At 48.7% G+C, this 16,233-nt stretch carries 15 protein-coding genes; all 15 read left to right on the plus strand.

What is annotated here, in order from left to right:
• The first annotated feature begins 33 nt into the window (after positions 1-33).
• The 15 genes from ACN9MT_RS00290 to ACN9MT_RS00360 all read left to right on the plus strand — a co-directional run bounded on the left by ACN9MT_RS00290 (position 34) and on the right by ACN9MT_RS00360 (position 16,214).
• Positions 34-801 carry a TatD family hydrolase gene (locus ACN9MT_RS00290; protein WP_035413217.1) on the plus strand — a complete coding sequence of 256 codons (768 nt, stop codon included), beginning with the start codon at positions 34-36 and terminating at the stop codon, positions 799-801.
• On the plus strand, positions 798-2,069 hold the full coding sequence (locus ACN9MT_RS00295) for a ubiquitin-like domain-containing protein (protein ID WP_426272571.1): 1,272 nt from the start codon (positions 798-800) through the stop codon (positions 2,067-2,069). The genes ACN9MT_RS00290 and ACN9MT_RS00295 overlap by 4 nt, the downstream gene beginning before the upstream one ends.
• Positions 2,070-2,135: 66 nt before the next feature.
• Entirely contained in the window at positions 2,136-2,693 is a 558-nt protein-coding gene (rnmV, locus tag ACN9MT_RS00300) for a ribonuclease M5 (RefSeq protein ID WP_035413223.1), read from the plus strand.
• Positions 2,690-3,568: a 16S rRNA (adenine(1518)-N(6)/adenine(1519)-N(6))-dimethyltransferase RsmA gene (gene rsmA, locus ACN9MT_RS00305; RefSeq protein WP_035413227.1), complete on the plus strand. Its 879-nt coding sequence runs from the start codon at positions 2,690-2,692 to the stop codon at positions 3,566-3,568. The genes rnmV and rsmA overlap by 4 nt, the downstream gene beginning before the upstream one ends.
• A gap of 84 nt (positions 3,569-3,652) precedes the next feature.
• On the plus strand, positions 3,653-3,892 hold the full coding sequence (locus tag ACN9MT_RS00310) for a Veg family protein (protein ID WP_012368950.1): 240 nt from the start codon (positions 3,653-3,655) through the stop codon (positions 3,890-3,892).
• 95 nt (positions 3,893-3,987) lie between these two features.
• Entirely contained in the window at positions 3,988-4,848 is an 861-nt protein-coding gene (gene ispE / locus ACN9MT_RS00315) for a 4-(cytidine 5'-diphospho)-2-C-methyl-D-erythritol kinase (protein WP_035413228.1), read from the plus strand.
• Between the two features lie 69 nt (positions 4,849-4,917).
• Positions 4,918-5,757: a pur operon repressor gene (purR, locus tag ACN9MT_RS00320; protein ID WP_023466544.1), complete on the plus strand. Its 840-nt coding sequence runs from the start codon at positions 4,918-4,920 to the stop codon at positions 5,755-5,757.
• Between the two features lie 158 nt (positions 5,758-5,915).
• Complete coding sequence (spoVG, locus tag ACN9MT_RS00325) at positions 5,916-6,227, plus strand: septation regulator SpoVG (RefSeq protein WP_056061995.1); 312 nt, start codon at positions 5,916-5,918, stop codon at positions 6,225-6,227.
• 167 nt (positions 6,228-6,394) lie between these two features.
• The gene (gene glmU / locus ACN9MT_RS00330) at positions 6,395-7,744 is read left to right on the plus strand and encodes a bifunctional UDP-N-acetylglucosamine diphosphorylase/glucosamine-1-phosphate N-acetyltransferase GlmU (protein ID WP_426272572.1); all 1,350 of its coding nucleotides are present in this window, start codon (positions 6,395-6,397) and stop codon (positions 7,742-7,744) included.
• Positions 7,745-7,799: 55 nt separating this feature from the next.
• Positions 7,800-8,756: a ribose-phosphate diphosphokinase gene (locus tag ACN9MT_RS00335; protein WP_012368955.1), complete on the plus strand. Its 957-nt coding sequence runs from the start codon at positions 7,800-7,802 to the stop codon at positions 8,754-8,756.
• 87 nt (positions 8,757-8,843) lie between these two features.
• Positions 8,844-9,401 carry an aminoacyl-tRNA hydrolase gene (gene pth / locus ACN9MT_RS00340; RefSeq protein ID WP_035413235.1) on the plus strand — a complete coding sequence of 186 codons (558 nt, stop codon included), beginning with the start codon at positions 8,844-8,846 and terminating at the stop codon, positions 9,399-9,401.
• A gap of 57 nt (positions 9,402-9,458) precedes the next feature.
• Positions 9,459-12,974 (plus strand): transcription-repair coupling factor, encoded by a 3,516-nt coding sequence (mfd, locus tag ACN9MT_RS00345; protein WP_426272573.1) that lies wholly within the window; start codon positions 9,459-9,461, stop codon positions 12,972-12,974.
• Entirely contained in the window at positions 12,971-14,518 is a 1,548-nt protein-coding gene (locus tag ACN9MT_RS00350; RefSeq protein WP_056062004.1) for a putative polysaccharide biosynthesis protein, read from the plus strand. Before mfd ends, ACN9MT_RS00350 begins: the two co-directional genes overlap by 4 nt.
• Positions 14,515-15,945, plus strand: a complete 1,431-nt coding sequence (gene mazG / locus ACN9MT_RS00355; RefSeq protein ID WP_290747856.1) for a nucleoside triphosphate pyrophosphohydrolase — start codon at positions 14,515-14,517, stop codon at positions 15,943-15,945. The genes ACN9MT_RS00350 and mazG overlap by 4 nt, the downstream gene beginning before the upstream one ends.
• Positions 15,942-16,214, plus strand: coding sequence for an RNA-binding S4 domain-containing protein (locus ACN9MT_RS00360; protein WP_023466556.1), 273 nt, complete (start codon positions 15,942-15,944; stop codon positions 16,212-16,214). Before mazG ends, ACN9MT_RS00360 begins: the two co-directional genes overlap by 4 nt.
• The last annotated feature ends 19 nt before the right edge of the window (positions 16,215-16,233 follow it).

Consider the following 16,233-nt stretch of genomic DNA (forward strand, 5'->3'; position numbering starts at 1 on the left):
AGGCATTTTTTTAAAGAAGGAGTCGAATAAGATATGTTAATCGATACACACACTCACTTGAATGCAGACCAATTCGCGGAAGACGTTCATGAAACGATCGAGCGGGCACGTGCAAACGGCGTTTCACCGATGATCGTCGTCGGATTTGATCATAAGACAATCGACCGCGCGATGGAACTCGTCGAAGCGTACGATGATCTTTATGCGGTCATCGGATGGCATCCCGTCGACTCGATTGATTTTGATGAGGAAGCCTATCAAAAGGTCGAACGATTGATGGATCATGAAAAAGTCGTTGCGCTTGGAGAAATCGGACTCGACTACCACTGGGATACGTCACCGAAAGACGTCCAACAGGAAGCTTTCCGCAAACAGATCCGTCTCGCGAAGCAGAAGAAAAAACCGATCGTCATCCATAACCGGGAAGCGACAGAAGATACGTTACGAATCCTCGAAGAAGAGGATGCAAAAGAAGTCGGTGGTATTTTGCATAGCTACAGTATGAGTGCTGAATTGTTACCGCGTTGCCTAGCGATGAACTTCTATATTTCACTTGGTGGACCTGTTACGTTCAAAAACGCGAAAATGCCAAAACGTGTTGCACAGGAAGTACCGCTCGATCGTTTACTCGTTGAGACGGACTGTCCGTATCTGACACCAACACCACACCGCGGTAAACGCAACGAGCCGGCTTACGTTCGGTTCGTCGCTGAAGAAATTGCGCAGCTCCGTGGCATGATGTATGCCGATGTGGAAGCAGCAACGACGGAAAATGCAAAACGGGTCTTCCGTTTGCCATGATGCGTTCGTTGACGTTCATTACAATCGGGTGCAGCCTGCTACTTGCGGCTGCACTCGTCTATGGGATGATGGATCATCCACGAACCGTGACTGTTTTGATTGATGGACAAGAGCAACAGGTGAAGACAATGGCTGATTCCGTTTATGGCGTTCTCAAAGAAGCCGGTATTACGACGCGTGACAATGATGTGATTGAACCGGCTCTTAGTGCCGACCTGCCGAAAAAACGATTAATCGTCATTCAGCGGGCAAAAGAAATCACATTGATCATGGGCTACGGTGAGTCCCGTCGCGTCCGGACGCAGGCGCGTCAAGTAAAGGATCTACTTGCAGAGCGCGGTATCAAGAAAGCCGACACGGATGATATCTATCCGTCTTCTGACGCTGTATTGACGAGTGGTATGACGGTGCGGTACCGCGAAGCTTTTCCCGTTGATCTCGTCGTCGGGGGAAAAGCCCGACAACTCTACACGTATGAAACGACGGTCCGCGAATTGTTAGAACGGGAAGGAATCCGTCTTCAAAAGGAAGATCGGGTCGCTCCAAATCCCGATACCCGCGTGACGGAAGGGACGTTGATTACGGTCAACACGACACGTCGTGCGATGTTGACACAGGATCAACTCGTTCCGTTTGAGATCGAAGAAGTCGAGGATCCGACCTTACCGGAAGGCGAGCAACTGGTGACGACATCAGGTCGTCCGGGTGTCCGAACGAAAAAGTATCAATTGACGTTAGCTGACGGTCTTAGTAAAGAGAAAAAACTGATTGATGACCAAGTGACACGGACGCCAATCAAACAAGTCGTCAAAGTCGGGACAAAACCGATTGAGACACCAATCGAAGCGCCCGTCTTCAACGAAAAACAAGCGACCAATCCGCTAACTGAAACACCGAAAGCCGATGCGGATCTTGATTTTGAGAGTGCGAAGAGCTTGATGGTCGAAGCGACGGCGTATACGAACGACCCAGCTTCGAACGGCAGTCGTTTGTACAATGGTCGTGCCTTGACAGCGACCGGGTATGACGTGACCGATACGATCACCTATCAAGGTTTGCCGATCATCGCGGTTGATCCGAAGGTCATTCCGCTTGGCACGAAGGTCTACGTCGAAGGGGTTGGTCTTGCGATCGCTCTCGATACAGGTGGTGCCATTAAAGGCAATAAGATTGATATTTTAGTCGATGGTGAACAAAAAGCAAAGACGTTCGGTCGAAAACAACTGCAAGTCTGGGTCATTCCTAGTGCAACGGAAGCGGACACGTGACGCTTCCTTGTTTTTTTCGTGGAAACAGGTACAATTACGAGAGTGTTTGAAGAAGGTGGAGAGATCATGCGGAAACGCTTAAAAGAAGTCATCGTCGTCGAAGGACGAGATGATACGACACGATTACAAGAAGTTTTTGATGTCGATACAATTGAAACGAACGGTTCAGCCGTTAATGAACAGACGATGCAACGCATTGAGAAGGCCCTCGAACGACGCGGTGTCATCATTTTCACGGATCCTGATTTTCCAGGAGATCGTATCCGTGCCCGAATCAATGAACGTGTACCAGGCTGTAAACATGCCTATCTTCCGCGTGCTCAAGCAAAAGATAAGCGCGGTAAAATTGGTGTTGAACATGCCTCACCTGCCGCAATCGAAGAGGCGCTCGCTGCTGTCTATGAGACGGAAGAAGCACCGGTTGCCGAAGTGACACGTGAGATGATTTTGGCAGCTGATTTGATTGGTGGACCAGCAGCCTCGATCCGTCGTCGTCGTCTCGGTCAGATTCTTGCGATTGGTGAACCGAATGCAAAACAACTCGTCAAACGTGTCGCATCGATCCGAATCACGCTGGCGGAATGGGAAGCAGCGTTGAAACAACTAGAGGAGGAAGAAGTTTGAAAGACATTGCTACATTGCACCGGACGAAAGAAATTTTAGCGAAACATGGCTTTTCGTTTAAAAAATCGTTAGGGCAAAACTTTTTAATCGATTTAAATGTATTAGGAAACATCGTCGGAGCAGCTGGATTAACGCCTGAGAGTGGTGTACTCGAGATCGGACCAGGAATCGGCTCATTGACGGAACAATCGGCGAAACAGGCGAAAAAAGTCGTTGCTCTTGAAATCGATCAACGATTGTTACCGATTCTTGATGATACACTTGCACCATATCCCCATACGAAGGTCATTCACGGTGATGCTCTTGAACTCGATCTTTCGACGATCGTTGCTGAAGAGTTCACGCAAGAAGGCATCACCGACATTGCCGTCGTCGCGAACCTCCCGTATTATGTCACGACACCGATTATCATGCGGATCCTTGAAGCGAAAGCACCGTTTCGGACGCTCGTCATGATGATTCAAAAGGAAGTCGCTGAACGAATCGGTGCAAAACCAGGCACGAAAGCATATGGATCTCTATCGATCGCGATTCAATACTATGCGGAAGCTGAAGTCTGCTTCACGGTCCCAAAACAAGTCTTCATTCCAGCACCAAACGTCGATTCAGCAGTCATCCGCTTGAACATTCGAAAAGAGCCGGCGGTACAGACACAGGATGAGGCACTCTTCTTTGAAATCGTCCGAGCAAGTTTTGCACAACGTCGGAAAACGATTTTAAACAACTTGACAACACACTTCGGGAAAACGGAAAAAGCAGCGGTCGAAGCGGCGTTGTTAGAAGCTGGGGTTGAACCACGTCGTCGCGGAGAAACGCTCAGCCTGCAGGAATTCGCACAGTTAGCAGATGCACTTTTGCCAATTAAAAAACGTTGACGGATACGATTAGAACAGATATAATATTTCCCCTTTCTAATATTTATTTAATATGCTATAATAAATATTAGTGAGGTGAAGCGTATGCCAAAGACGTTGAACGAAATCAGACATGTTTTCGAAACACATGTTGGTGAAAGACTGACGCTAAAAGCAAGCGGCGGTCGTAAAAAGGTCGTAACCCGAATCGGAACGCTCGTTGAGACGTATCCTTCGGTGTTTGTAGTCAAGCTAGACGCAGAGCGCCACAATGTCGAGCGAGTTTCTTATAGCTACGCCGACGTGCTAACAGACTCCGTACAAATCGAATTTGCGAATTCGTAAACTTACCTTCCGAAGCGGACAAAATGTTCGCTTCTTTTTTTGTGGAAAGGTTGATACAATTCCTACAGGAAACGAACTAGAGGAGGAACGGCACGATGACGATTATTGTAAAGGCTCCGGCCAAGATCAACCTAGTCCTGGATGCGACGGCAAAGCGCCCGGATGGCTATCACGATGTACATATGGTGATGACGACAGTCGATTTGGCAGACCGTCTAGAATTGACGGAGCTGCCGTCAGGAGAAATTCGAATGAATGCCCAGCATGCTTACGTTCCGAACGACGAACGTAATCTTGCTTATAAAGCAGCAGCGATCTTAAAAGAAAAATACGACGTCAAGACAGGAGTAGAGATCTTCTTAGAGAAACACATTCCAGTTGCAGCCGGACTCGCTGGTGGATCCAGTGACGCGGCAGCGACGTTACGCGGATTAAATGAGTTGTGGCAACTCGGTTTGACGCTTGAAGAGTTGGCGGAAGTCGGCGCAGCAGTGGGCTCTGACGTCCCGTTTTGTGTCATGGGTGGAACAGCGATTGCAACGGGTCGCGGAGAGAAGCTAGAAAAACTTGTCTCACCACCCCCATGCTGGGTTGTTCTTGCTAAACCGACGATCGGTGTTTCAACAGCTGACGTCTATGGTGCCCTCGACTTGAACACGGCAAAACGTCCGAACGTCGAAGCAATGATTGATGCGGTGAAGGCGCAAGATTTCCAAGCCATCTGCCAATCACTCGGTAATGTTCTCGAAGCGGTCACGTTGCCGATGCACCCAGAAGTCGAGCAAATCAAGGAATTCATGGCAAGTTGTGGCGCAGAAGGCGTCTTGATGAGCGGAAGTGGTCCGACGGTCTTTGCTCTAACGGAGCATGAAAATCGGGCACAACGTCTCTATAATGGATTACGCGGCTTTTGTAACGAAGTCTACGTCGTTCGTCTTTTAGGCGAAAACCATTGATAATATCCGTATGAAAATGATATATTCACTATTGAATATTCGGAATTACGGAGAGGTGGAACGAAACAAATGAAAATTCGGAGAAGTGGTCGATTGGTCGACATGACGCGGTACTTGCTTGACCATCCCCATCATCTCGTCTCATTGACGATTTTTGCAGAACGTTATAAATCGGCGAAATCGTCGATCAGTGAAGATTTAGATATCGTCAGCGAGATGTTAGAACATGAGGGAACAGGTCGTCTCGTTACAGTACCAGGTGCTGCGGGTGGCGTCATGTTCATTCCGACGTGGAGCAGTAAGAAGGCATTACCGTTCATCGATGATCTATGTGAACGTGTCGCTCGTCCAGACCGACTGTTACCGGGGGGATACCTTTATTTGACGGACTTACTTGGAGATCCGAAGATGGTCAAACAAATGGGACAAGTGTTTGCATCTGTCTTTAGCCAAAAGAAAGTCGATGTCGTCATGACGATCGCAACGAAGGGGATTCCACTTGCTTATGCAGTCGCTGAGCAACTTGGTGTACCGTTCGTCATCGTGCGTTCAGATAGTCGTGTTACGGAAGGATCAACAGTCAGCATCAACTATGTCTCGGGTTCTTCAAAAGCGATCCGGACGATGGCACTCGCGCGTCGAAGTTTACCACGTGGAGCGAATGTCTTATTGATTGATGACTTCATGAAAGCCGGCGGAACGATTCGCGGAATGATGAGTCTCTTAAGCGAGTTCGAAGCAAAGGTCGCAGGTGTTGGTGTTTTGATCGAGGCAGAAGGTGCTGAGAAGAAGATGGTCAACGAATACGTCAGCTTAATGAAATTAGCGGACGTCGACGTCGACCTTGGTCAAATCCAAGTCAAGCGTGGAAACGTCGACCACTATTTCTCGGAAGCTGAGACTACCTGAAATTGACAGCCGCATGGATTGTAACTATACTGTAATTATCAAACTTTTGGAAATTATGCGTAAAAAGATTGGGAAAGACTAAACCTTTGTTTGTTTTAAGCCGTAAGTAGAAGTAGACAACGAAGAGTTGTGACAACGGTTAAAGGGGTGCGGACAAAATGAACGTTACGGACGTTAAAATTCGTCGCGTCGTAGCAGAGGGTCGAATGAAAGCACTTGCCTCTATTACGCTCGACCACGAATTCGTGGTACATGATTTGCGTGTCATCGAAGGGAACAGTGGTCTCTTCGTCGCCATGCCAAGCAAACGAACGCAAGAAGGTATCTTCCGGGATGTCGCTCATCCAATCAATGCATTAATGCGAAAAAAGGTCGAAGATTCAGTACTCGAAGCCTATGCGGCACGTGAGGATCAAGAAGAAGGCATCGGTTACGAAGTCTCTTCTGCCCAAACGGCAGATCAAGCATAAGAAAAAGACAGGTTTTCTCTTCTTGGGAAAACCTGTCTTTTTTCTCGTTTTTTCATCGATTCCGCTTCGTCCCATCATTGAATAACGATGCCATTTTCGTTATAGTTGGAACGAGTGTACTATTTCAGAACGAAATCAACACTAATTTACGTGGAGGAGCGACAAGGATGAATCATTTCGCGGTAATTCTAGCAGCGGGTAAAGGAACTCGGATGAAATCTAAGCTTTACAAAGTACTTCACCCAGTCGCTGGGAAACCTATGGTACAGCACGTCGTCGATCAATTAGCGACGCTCGGCGTCAAGCGACAGGTCGTCATCGTCGGTCACGGTGCGGAATCCGTCAAAGAAGTGCTTGGCACATCGGTGGAATACGCACTTCAAAGTGAGCAGCTTGGCACAGGACATGCTGTTCAAATGGCAGAACCCGTACTCGGGAACGAACAGGGAGCAACGCTCGTCGTCTGTGGCGATACACCACTCTTGACGAGTGACACACTGGCTTCATTGTTACAACATCATGCGGAGACAAACGCAAAAGTGACCGTCTTGACGGCACTCGCTGACGATCCGACAGGTTACGGACGTATCGTTCGTGGCGAAGACGGAAACGTCTCGAAAATCGTCGAGCATAAGGATGCGAATGCAGAAGAGCTCGCGATTCGTGAAATCAATACCGGTACGTATGTATTCGATAATGAGATGTTGTTCACGACGCTGAAGCAGGTTAAGAACGATAATGCGCAAGGTGAGTATTACTTACCAGACGTGATTGAGATTGCAAAGGCAGCAGGCGAGACGATCGCAGCGTATGCGGCACCTACGTTCGAAGAGACGATCGGTGTCAATGACCGCGTCGCACTTGCACAAGCAGAAACATCGATGCGCAAGCGAACGAATGAGTACTGGATGCGTCAAGGTGTCACGTTCGTTGATCCGTCTTCGACGTACATCGGACCAGACGTCACGATTGGTTCAGATACTGTTCTCTATCCTGGTACGCAGTTGCTCGGTCAGACGGTCATTGGTTCAGAATGTACGATTGGTCCGAACTCGGATATCCGTAACAGTGAAGTGGCAGATGGCGCCATTGTTCGTCAATCCGTCGTCACGGATAGCAAGATTGGTCCAGCGGCACAAGTCGGTCCATTTGCGCATTTACGTCAGCAAGCGGTTCTCGGTGCGAACACACGCGTCGGAAACTTCGTTGAGATCAAGAAATCAACATTTGGCGAAGGTAGCAAATCAGCCCACTTGAGCTATGTCGGAGATGCAACAATCGGAGAGAACGTCAACCTCGGTTGTGGATCGATCACGGTCAACTATGATGGAAAAAATAAATTCCAGACGATCATTGAGGACGATGCCTTCATCGGCTGTAACGTCAACTTGATTGCACCGGTCACGGTCGGCAAGAATGCCCTTGTTGCTGCCGGATCAACCGTCACAGACGATGTGCCGGAAAACGGTCTCGCGATCGCACGGGAACGTCAAACGACGAAACCCGATTATCGTTAATTCATTACTTGTCGCTCTACTCGTCTAAACCCAAACAAATGGAGGCCACCTACACATGTCTACTGTCTTAGAACATGAAATTCGTATTTTCGCACTCAACTCGAACAAACCACTGGCAGAGGAAATCGCTAAAGTCATCGGAATCCCGGTGAGCGAAAGTTCAGTCAAACACTTCAGTGATGGCGAAATTTCGATGAACATCGAAGAAAGTGTCCGGGGGGATGATATTTACATCATTCAATCGACAAGCCAACCAGTCAACGAAAACCTGATGGAACTTCTCATCATGATCGATGCACTGAAACGGGCGTCTGCACGGACGATCAACGTCGTCATTCCGTATTACGGTTATGCGCGTCAAGATCGCAAAGCACGTTCACGTGAGCCAATCACGGCGAAACTCGTTGCGAACTTGCTTGAAGTAGCAGGGGCGACACGCGTCGTGACGATGGATCTCCATGCAGCACAAATCCAAGGGTTCTTCGATATTCCAGTAGATCAATTGATGGGTGTACCGCTTCTCGCTTCATATTTCGAGAAAAAGAACATCGATCCAAACGAACTCGTCATCGTTTCTCCAGACCATGGCGGTGTCACACGGGCACGTAAATTAGCAGAGCAATTAAAAGCACCAATCGCGATCATCGACAAACGCCGTCCGAAACCGAACGTCGCAGAAGTCATGAACATCGTTGGTCAAGTCGATGGCAAGATTGCCATCATCATCGATGACATCATCGATACAGCGGGTACGATCACACTTGCAGCGAACGCTTTGATCGAAAACGGAGCGAAACAAGTCTATGCATGTTGTACACACCCTGTTCTTTCAGGTCCGGCAATGGAGCGAATTGAGAACTCAGCGATCGAAGAACTCGTCGTCTTGAACACGATCGATTTAACACAACGCGAATGTGCAAGCAAAATCAAACAAATCTCTGTGGCACGCTTGCTTGCAGAAGCAATCATCCGTGTACACGAACAGAAATCAATCAGCCCGCTCTTCAGCTGATTGCTTATGCATACGAACGATGTGGTCCGGTTTATTGAAATCGGACCCTTGTTCGTTTACTTTTTTAAACAGAAATGAGGAATCGATATGAAATGTATCGTCGGATTAGGGAATCCTGGCGCGAAGTATGCGAATACGCGCCACAACATCGGTTTTCTTGCGATCGATGCCTTAGCGGAGAAACACGGGATCACGCTTTCAGAATCGAAGTTTAAAGCCCTCTTCGGAACGGGAATGATAAACGGAGAACGTGTCGTGCTCGTCAAGCCATTGACGTATATGAATTTATCAGGTGAAGCGGTGCGACCGTTACTTGATTTCTACAAGATCGCGGTCGAGGATGTGCTCGTCATCTATGATGATCTGGATTTACCACTTGAGAAATTGCGCTTGCGTTCGAAAGGCAGTGCAGGCGGTCATAACGGCGTCAAGTCGTTGATCCAGCACCTCGGTACGCAGGAAATCAAGCGTCTTAAACTCGGTGTTGGTCGACCACCGGCACCAATCCAAGTCATCGACTGGGTGTTAATGAATTTTTCGAAGGCGGAACAAGGAAGTCTGCAACACGTACTCAATGCGTCTGTCGATGTAGCGACGGACTTTATAGACACACCGTTTCTCGCTTTGATGAATCGGTATAACTGAACGCAACGCTTTGGGGGTTCCAAAGCGTTTTTGCTGTCGTGTTTTAGGAGGAAGAAGATGAAACAATTACAAGAACTCTTATTAGCGATTCCTGAAATCAAGACGGTTCGGGAACGCTTCCGGGACGGTGTCAACGCTCAGTTGATTACTGGTCTGATGAATAGTGGAAAGGCATTGTTCGTCGCCGGGATTTATCAGGAGACGAAACGTCGATTCGTACTCGTGACACATAATATGTTCCAAGCGCAAAAGTTGTACGATGATTTGATTGAACTCGTGCCGGAAGAAGACGTCATGCTCTATCCGGTCGATGAGACATTAGCCGCGGAACTCTCCTATGGGGCGAGTCCGGAACTGCGGGCAACACGGATCGAAACCCGTCATCGTTTATTGACGACGGACGACGGGATCCTAATCATTCCGCTCGTTGGCTTACGCCGATATGTTCCGGGTGCAGAGACGTTCTTGTCGCACGTCAAACAGGTGAAGCCAGGCGATATCTTGTCGATTCCAGACTTCGTCCAGGATTTAGTTGATGCGGGGTACGAGCGGACAGCGACCGTGACGACACCAGGTGAGTTTGCCGTTCGCGGGAGTATCATCGATATTTATCCGCTCACGGTTGAACGCCCGTACCGGCTCGATCTATTCGATGAGGAAATCGACTCGATCTATACATTCGATGCGGAGACCCAACGTTCGCTCGGTGTTGTCGCAGAAGCATGTTTGATGCCAGCAGCCGAACACTTCGCGACCAAGGATCAGTTAAAGGAGGCTGGCGAAAAAGTCCGTCGTCTTTATGAGGTGACGAAAGAGCGCGTCCAAAGTACGGAAGTCCTCGCGGCACTCGAAGAGGGGATCGCTTACGACGTCGAGTTATTAGAAAACGGCGATCGTCCGAAACAGTTCGCGAAGTATGCACCAATCCTCTACACGTCGACGTTACGTCAAGACGTGACGGGCAGCGTCTTGATCGTCGATGAAGTCGCGCGGGTCGAAGAAGCGGCAGAAGTCCAGGATGCAGAGGAAGCAGAATGGATGGCGTCGCTCATTGAACGCGGACAAAGCGTCAGTGATTACGTCCTGTCCGTTCCGATGACACATGTCTTTGAAGGACAACCATTGTTGTACCTCTCGCTCCTTCCGACTCGTCGGAGCGGTGTACCGGAAAGTGCGGCAATCCATTTCAGCATCAAACCGATTGCGCCGTTCCATGGTCAGATGGAACGCCTGAAGCAAGAAGTCGAGCGATATCGTCGCGCTGACATGTGGATGGTCTTCTTAGCGAGTAACCGAGAACGTGCCGAGCGAATGCGCCAGACGTTATCCGATTATGGGGTTGAAGCCTCGATCGTAACGAAAGAAGGTATCACTCGTGGTCAACCAGCGATCCTGATTGGCGGAATTCATGGTGGATTCGAGATGACGAATGCGCGCCTCGTCGTCATCACAGAAGAAGAAGTCTTCAAGCAACCGGCGCGTCGCCGGAAGCAGACGACGAAGCTGACGAACGCTGAACGGATCAAGAGTTACCAAGAATTGAAGACAGGTGATTACGTCGTTCATATTCATCATGGAATTGGGCGGTACCATGGCATCAAGACGATTGATGTAGCCGGTAATCATCAGGATTATCTCCATCTCGTCTACGCAGGAGAGGACTCGTTGTATGTTCCTGTCGATCAGATCGACTTGATTCAAAAGTACGTCGGGGCTGAAGGGAAAGAGCCGAAAATCTATAAACTCGGTGGAACGGAATGGAAAAAGGTCAAAGCGAAGGTTCAAAAATCGGTCGAGGATATCGCTGATGAATTGATCAAGCTCTATGCAGCTCGTGAAGCTGCCGTCGGTTTTGCTTTCCCAGAGGATGACGATAACATGCAAGCGTTCGAGGCTTCCTTCCCATATGAGGAAACGGTCGATCAATTGCGATCAATTGCCGAGATCAAGAAAGATATGGAACGTCCGCGTCCGATGGATCGTCTATTATGTGGTGACGTCGGGTACGGGAAAACGGAAGTGGCGATTCGTGCAGCCTTTAAAGCAGTCATGTCTGGAAAACAAGTCGCGTTGCTCGTACCGACGACCGTCCTTGCGCAACAACACTACGAAACAATGCTTGAGCGATTCAGTGAATGGCCGATTCGAGTGTCGGTCATGAGCCGGTTCCGTTCGCCAGCAGAATTGAAGGCAACGAAACAAGGGTTAAAAGAGGGAACGATCGATGTCGTCGTTGGGACACACCGTGTGCTGTCGAAAGACGTCCAATTCGCTGATATCGGATTGTTGATCATTGATGAAGAGCAACGATTCGGTGTTAAACACAAAGAACGTCTGAAACAGTTGAAGACAAACGTCGATGTCTTGACGTTGACAGCGACACCGATTCCGCGGACATTGCACATGTCGATGATCGGAATCCGTGATCTCTCTGTCCTTGAGACACCACCGGAAAACCGTTATCCAGTCCAGACATACGTCATGGAATACGACGGAATCGTCATGCGGGAAGCACTCGAACGGGAACTCGGACGTGGTGGACAAGCATTCTTCCTCTACAACCGTGTCGAGGGCATCGAGCGAAAGGCAGAAGAGATTCGCGCCCTCGTACCGGAAGCACGAATTGTCACGGCTCACGGTCGAATGACGGAAACCGAACTCGAAAGTCAGCTAATCGCCTTCTTCGAAGGAGATGCCGACGTCCTTGTCAGTACGACGATCATTGAGACGGGGATTGATATCCCGAATGTCAATACGTTGATCGTTCATGACGCCGATCAAATGGGCTTATCACAGCTTTATCAATTACGTGGTCGTGTCGGTCGTTCGAGTCGCGTCGCCTACTCGTACTTTACGTACCGTCCGCAAAAACGATTGACGGAAGTGGCAGAAAGTCGTCTGCAGGCGATCAAGGAGTTCACGGAGCTCGGTAGCGGTTTTAAAATCGCAATGCGTGACCTGTCGATTCGCGGTGCCGGGAACTTACTCGGTTCGCAACAATCTGGATTCATCGATTCTGTTGGTTTCGATCTCTATTCGCAGATGCTTGCAGAAGCAGTCGAGGAGCGGAAAGAACGGATGAAAGGTAAAAAACGCATCCAGAAATTCGTTCCTGAGTTCACATTCAGCCTTGATGCCTATATTCCATCGCACTACATGACAGACTCCGAGCTGAAAATCGAGTTCTACAAACGTTTGAAATATGTTGATACCGTCGATAGTCTCGAACAACTCGAAACGGAAATGCTTGAACGATTCGGTGAGTTTCCGGATGAGGTCGCGCGTTTGATCCAGTTGACGCGAATGCGCATTTTCGCTGAACGGGCGCGTGTCGAGCGTGTTAAACAAACCGATCCGAAAATTGAGATCGTCTTATCGCTCCAATCGACACAACAACTCGATGTGGCGGACTTCGTTAAATGGACTGTTCCACTGGGACGTGGTCTTGGAATGGGACAACAAGAGGAGAAACTCGTCTTAACCCTCAACCGCAACAAACAGTCGACGCAACAGATGACGATGCAGGCAGAACAATTATTGGCGGAACTTGATCGCCGGCTCGTCGGGCGATGAATAGACGAACGATTGCGCAAGGCGCAGCACTGCTTGCGATCTCTAGTTATATCTCAAAATTGCTCAGCTTCTTTTACCGGATTCCGTATCAGAACCTCGCTGGTGATTTCGGATTGTACGTCTATCAGACCGTCTATCCATTATTTGCGATTGCGGCAGCACTCGGCATTTATGCGCTGCCTGTCATCGTGGCGAAGTTGACGCTTCACCACCCGGATGAGAAACGAGAAGTTCTCTGGTCGATTTTTTATGTCTTACTTGCCATGACCGTCTTTTTCGGTCTGCTCGGATGGTGGATCGCCCCGACGCTCGCTGGGTGGTTCGGGGATGCAAAACTGGTTGTGCCCCTGCGTGCGGTAACATGTACGTTTTATTTACTACCCGTGATTGCTGTTCTACGAGGAATGTTCCAAGCAGATCTTGAGATGCGACCGACGGCTGTATCCCAAGTCTCTGAAAATGCCGTCCGTGTCGGACTATTGTTGCTCGTGACGTATATCGGTGTCTCGATGCAGGCGGACCCCTACTGGATTGGTGCGAGCGCTCATTTAACGGCGATTGGCGGCAGCATCGTTTCGTTATTCGTCCTGTTACGCTTTGCGAAAGGGAAAATCGGTCGTCCGGTATTTTCGAGTATTCATATAAGACGTGTCGGAAAAGTGCTGGTGACAAGCGGTGTAGCAGTTAGTATCGCGTCACTTGCATTGTTGCTGATGCAATTGATTGATGGATTAACGTTCGTCAATCTACTTGGCAATACGACGGAAACAAAAATCGAAAAAGGAATACTCGACCGTGGGTATCCGTTACTGCAATTTGCGATTCTGTTTGCGACGTCGATGAGCCTTGCGAGTGTGCCAGCCTTGTCGACCGCATACCGGAAACACGATCCACAGATGATGCGTCAACAACTCGAGACATTACTCCGTTCCGGTTTATTGATTGCCGCTGCAGCGACGATCGGGCTAATGGGTGTGATGCGTCCGCTCAATATTGCGTTATATCAAAATGATCAAGGAACAGCGGGATTGATTTGGCTCGCAGCGACGGCATTTGCCGCATCGATCGCGATGATGATCGTCTCTTGTCTCCAGTCGGTTGATGCCGAGAAGTATGCGCTTGTTGGTGTTCTTATCGGATTAGGGGCGAAGCTTACTCTGAACCTCTATTTCATTCCCCGATATGGTATGATCGGGGCGGGTATGGCGACATTTGGCGGTTTTGCCGTCATGGCGGCAGCACAATGGATTTTATTGAACCGGAAGTTCGGTCGTGTATCTGCGGGAACTGTTTTTTATCGAAGACTGGTCTTACCTGTGCTTACCATGGGTGTGTTTCTGTATCTGATCGAGACGTTTTTCCAGCTGTTTGAGCTTGAGACACGAATCGGTGCGGCACTCGAAGTCGGCGTTCTTGTCGTCGGTGGTGCCATCATTTATGGCAGTATGGCGTTACGCTTTCGTGCCTTATCAGAACAAGAGTGGGCGTTATTGCCTTTAGGAGATAAGTTATATCAGATGTACCAACGTAGGAGGAGCATATGACACACCGAATTACGATCGTCGGCCTTGGCGTCGGCGAACTCGAACAATTGCCGTTTGGCATCTATCGATTATTAAAAAACACGACACAACCTGTCTATTTGCGGACAGTGGATCATCCAGTCGTTTCAGAACTTGCAGCAGAGGGAATGAACTTTACATCATTTGACTCAGTTTATGAACGACATAGTCGGTTTGAAGACGTATATACAGAAATCGTCGAGGAATTGCTTCGTCTTTCTGAAACGACAGATATCATCTATGCCGTTCCAGGACATCCATTAGTCGCTGAGAGTACTGTGCAACAGTTGTTGCAACGGACAGACAATGTCGATGTCGTAGGGGGACAAAGTTTTCTCGATCCGATGTTCGCTGCACTTGGCGTGGATCCGATTGAAGGATTCCAGTTACTTGATGCAACGGCATTTGCTGTCGATGAAGCACAGATTCGTCAACATCTACTGATTGGGCAAGTCTATGACGCGCTCGTCGCTGGCGACTTAAAAGTCCAGTTGATGGAACGTTATCCGGACGAACATCTCGTCACTCTTGTCACAGCAGCAGGTACGAGTCAGCAAACCGTTCAAAACGTACCGTTGTATGAACTCGATCATGTGACGACGCTCAGTAACTTAACGACGGTCTATGTACCACCGGTTACGGATGAGCAGACGTTGAATCGTGACTTCGCGACCTTAAAAGAGATTATCGCGCGATTACGCGGTGAAGGTGGTTGTCCGTGGGATCAAGAGCAGACGCATGAGTCCCTAAAACGTCATTTAATCGAAGAATCTTACGAATTACTGGAAGCAATCGACCTTCAGGACGATAACTTAATGATAGAAGAACTAGGAGACGTCCTCTTACAGGTCATGCTCCACGCACAAATTGGTCTAGATGAAGGGTATTTTGATATTCGAGACGTCATCGGAAGCGTCAGCGATAAGATGATTCGTCGCCATCCGCATGTCTTCGGGGAAACGACTGTTGATTCTTCAGCAGACGTTGTGTCGAACTGGCAAGACATCAAAGCACAAGAAAAACCAGAGCGGACTTCTTTGCTTGATGGTGTGACAAAAGGAGCACCTGCTTTGATGCGCGCAGAAGACATTCAAAAGAAAGTGGCGAAAGTCGGTTTCGAGTGGGCAGATGTCGAGGGGGCACTTGAAAAAGTGATCGAAGAGTTACGTGAATTGAAAGAAGCCGCCCCAGAAGAACGACTCGGAGAATTTGGAGACGTCCTGTTCTCGATAACACTCGTCGGAAAATACCTCGGTCTATCGGCAGAAGAAGGATTACAACGAACGAATGATAAATTTATTCGCCGTTTTACACGGATGGAACAACTAGCGGATCGACCGCTCGTTGAGATGACGCTTGAAGAGCAAGATTCACTCTGGCATCAAGCGAAGCAGGAGGAACAGTCATGAGACTTGATAAATTTTTAAAAGTATCGCGTCTGATCAAACGACGGACGCTTGCGAAAGAAGTTGCTGATCAAGGTCGGATTACGATCAATGGTAATGTAGCGAAAGCAAGTAGCACGGTAGCAGCAGGTGATGAGATGACGATTCGGTTCGGAAATAAGATCGTGACAGTTGCGATTTCAAGCATTAAAGAACATGCGAAAAAAGAAGAAGCATCTGATATGTATGAAATCATCCGTGAAGAAAAGGTGAATTCCGAAGAATCGATGTAATTTACCGGAAAAAGGAAGT

The organism is Exiguobacterium sp. R-17 (assembly GCF_049913315.1).
Taxonomy (GTDB): Bacteria; Bacillota; Bacilli; order Exiguobacteriales; family Exiguobacteriaceae; genus Exiguobacterium_A.

Coding starts and splice junctions, on each gene's coding strand:
- mfd (WP_426272573.1), top strand. CDS start 9,459: ATGAAACAATTACAAGAACTCTTATTAGCGATTCCTGAAATCAAGACG.
- ispE (WP_035413228.1), top strand. CDS start 3,988: ATGACGATTATTGTAAAGGCTCCGGCCAAGATCAACCTAGTCCTGGAT.
- ACN9MT_RS00295 (WP_426272571.1), top strand. CDS start 798: ATGATGCGTTCGTTGACGTTCATTACAATCGGGTGCAGCCTGCTACTT.
- ACN9MT_RS00360 (WP_023466556.1), top strand. CDS start 15,942: ATGAGACTTGATAAATTTTTAAAAGTATCGCGTCTGATCAAACGACGG.
- purR (WP_023466544.1), top strand. CDS start 4,918: ATGAAAATTCGGAGAAGTGGTCGATTGGTCGACATGACGCGGTACTTG.
- glmU (WP_426272572.1), top strand. CDS start 6,395: ATGAATCATTTCGCGGTAATTCTAGCAGCGGGTAAAGGAACTCGGATG.
- ACN9MT_RS00290 (WP_035413217.1), top strand. CDS start 34: ATGTTAATCGATACACACACTCACTTGAATGCAGACCAATTCGCGGAA.
- spoVG (WP_056061995.1), top strand. CDS start 5,916: ATGAACGTTACGGACGTTAAAATTCGTCGCGTCGTAGCAGAGGGTCGA.
- mazG (WP_290747856.1), top strand. CDS start 14,515: ATGACACACCGAATTACGATCGTCGGCCTTGGCGTCGGCGAACTCGAA.
- ACN9MT_RS00350 (WP_056062004.1), top strand. CDS start 12,971: ATGAATAGACGAACGATTGCGCAAGGCGCAGCACTGCTTGCGATCTCT.
- pth (WP_035413235.1), top strand. CDS start 8,844: ATGAAATGTATCGTCGGATTAGGGAATCCTGGCGCGAAGTATGCGAAT.
- ACN9MT_RS00335 (WP_012368955.1), top strand. CDS start 7,800: ATGTCTACTGTCTTAGAACATGAAATTCGTATTTTCGCACTCAACTCG.
- rnmV (WP_035413223.1), top strand. CDS start 2,136: ATGCGGAAACGCTTAAAAGAAGTCATCGTCGTCGAAGGACGAGATGAT.
- ACN9MT_RS00310 (WP_012368950.1), top strand. CDS start 3,653: ATGCCAAAGACGTTGAACGAAATCAGACATGTTTTCGAAACACATGTT.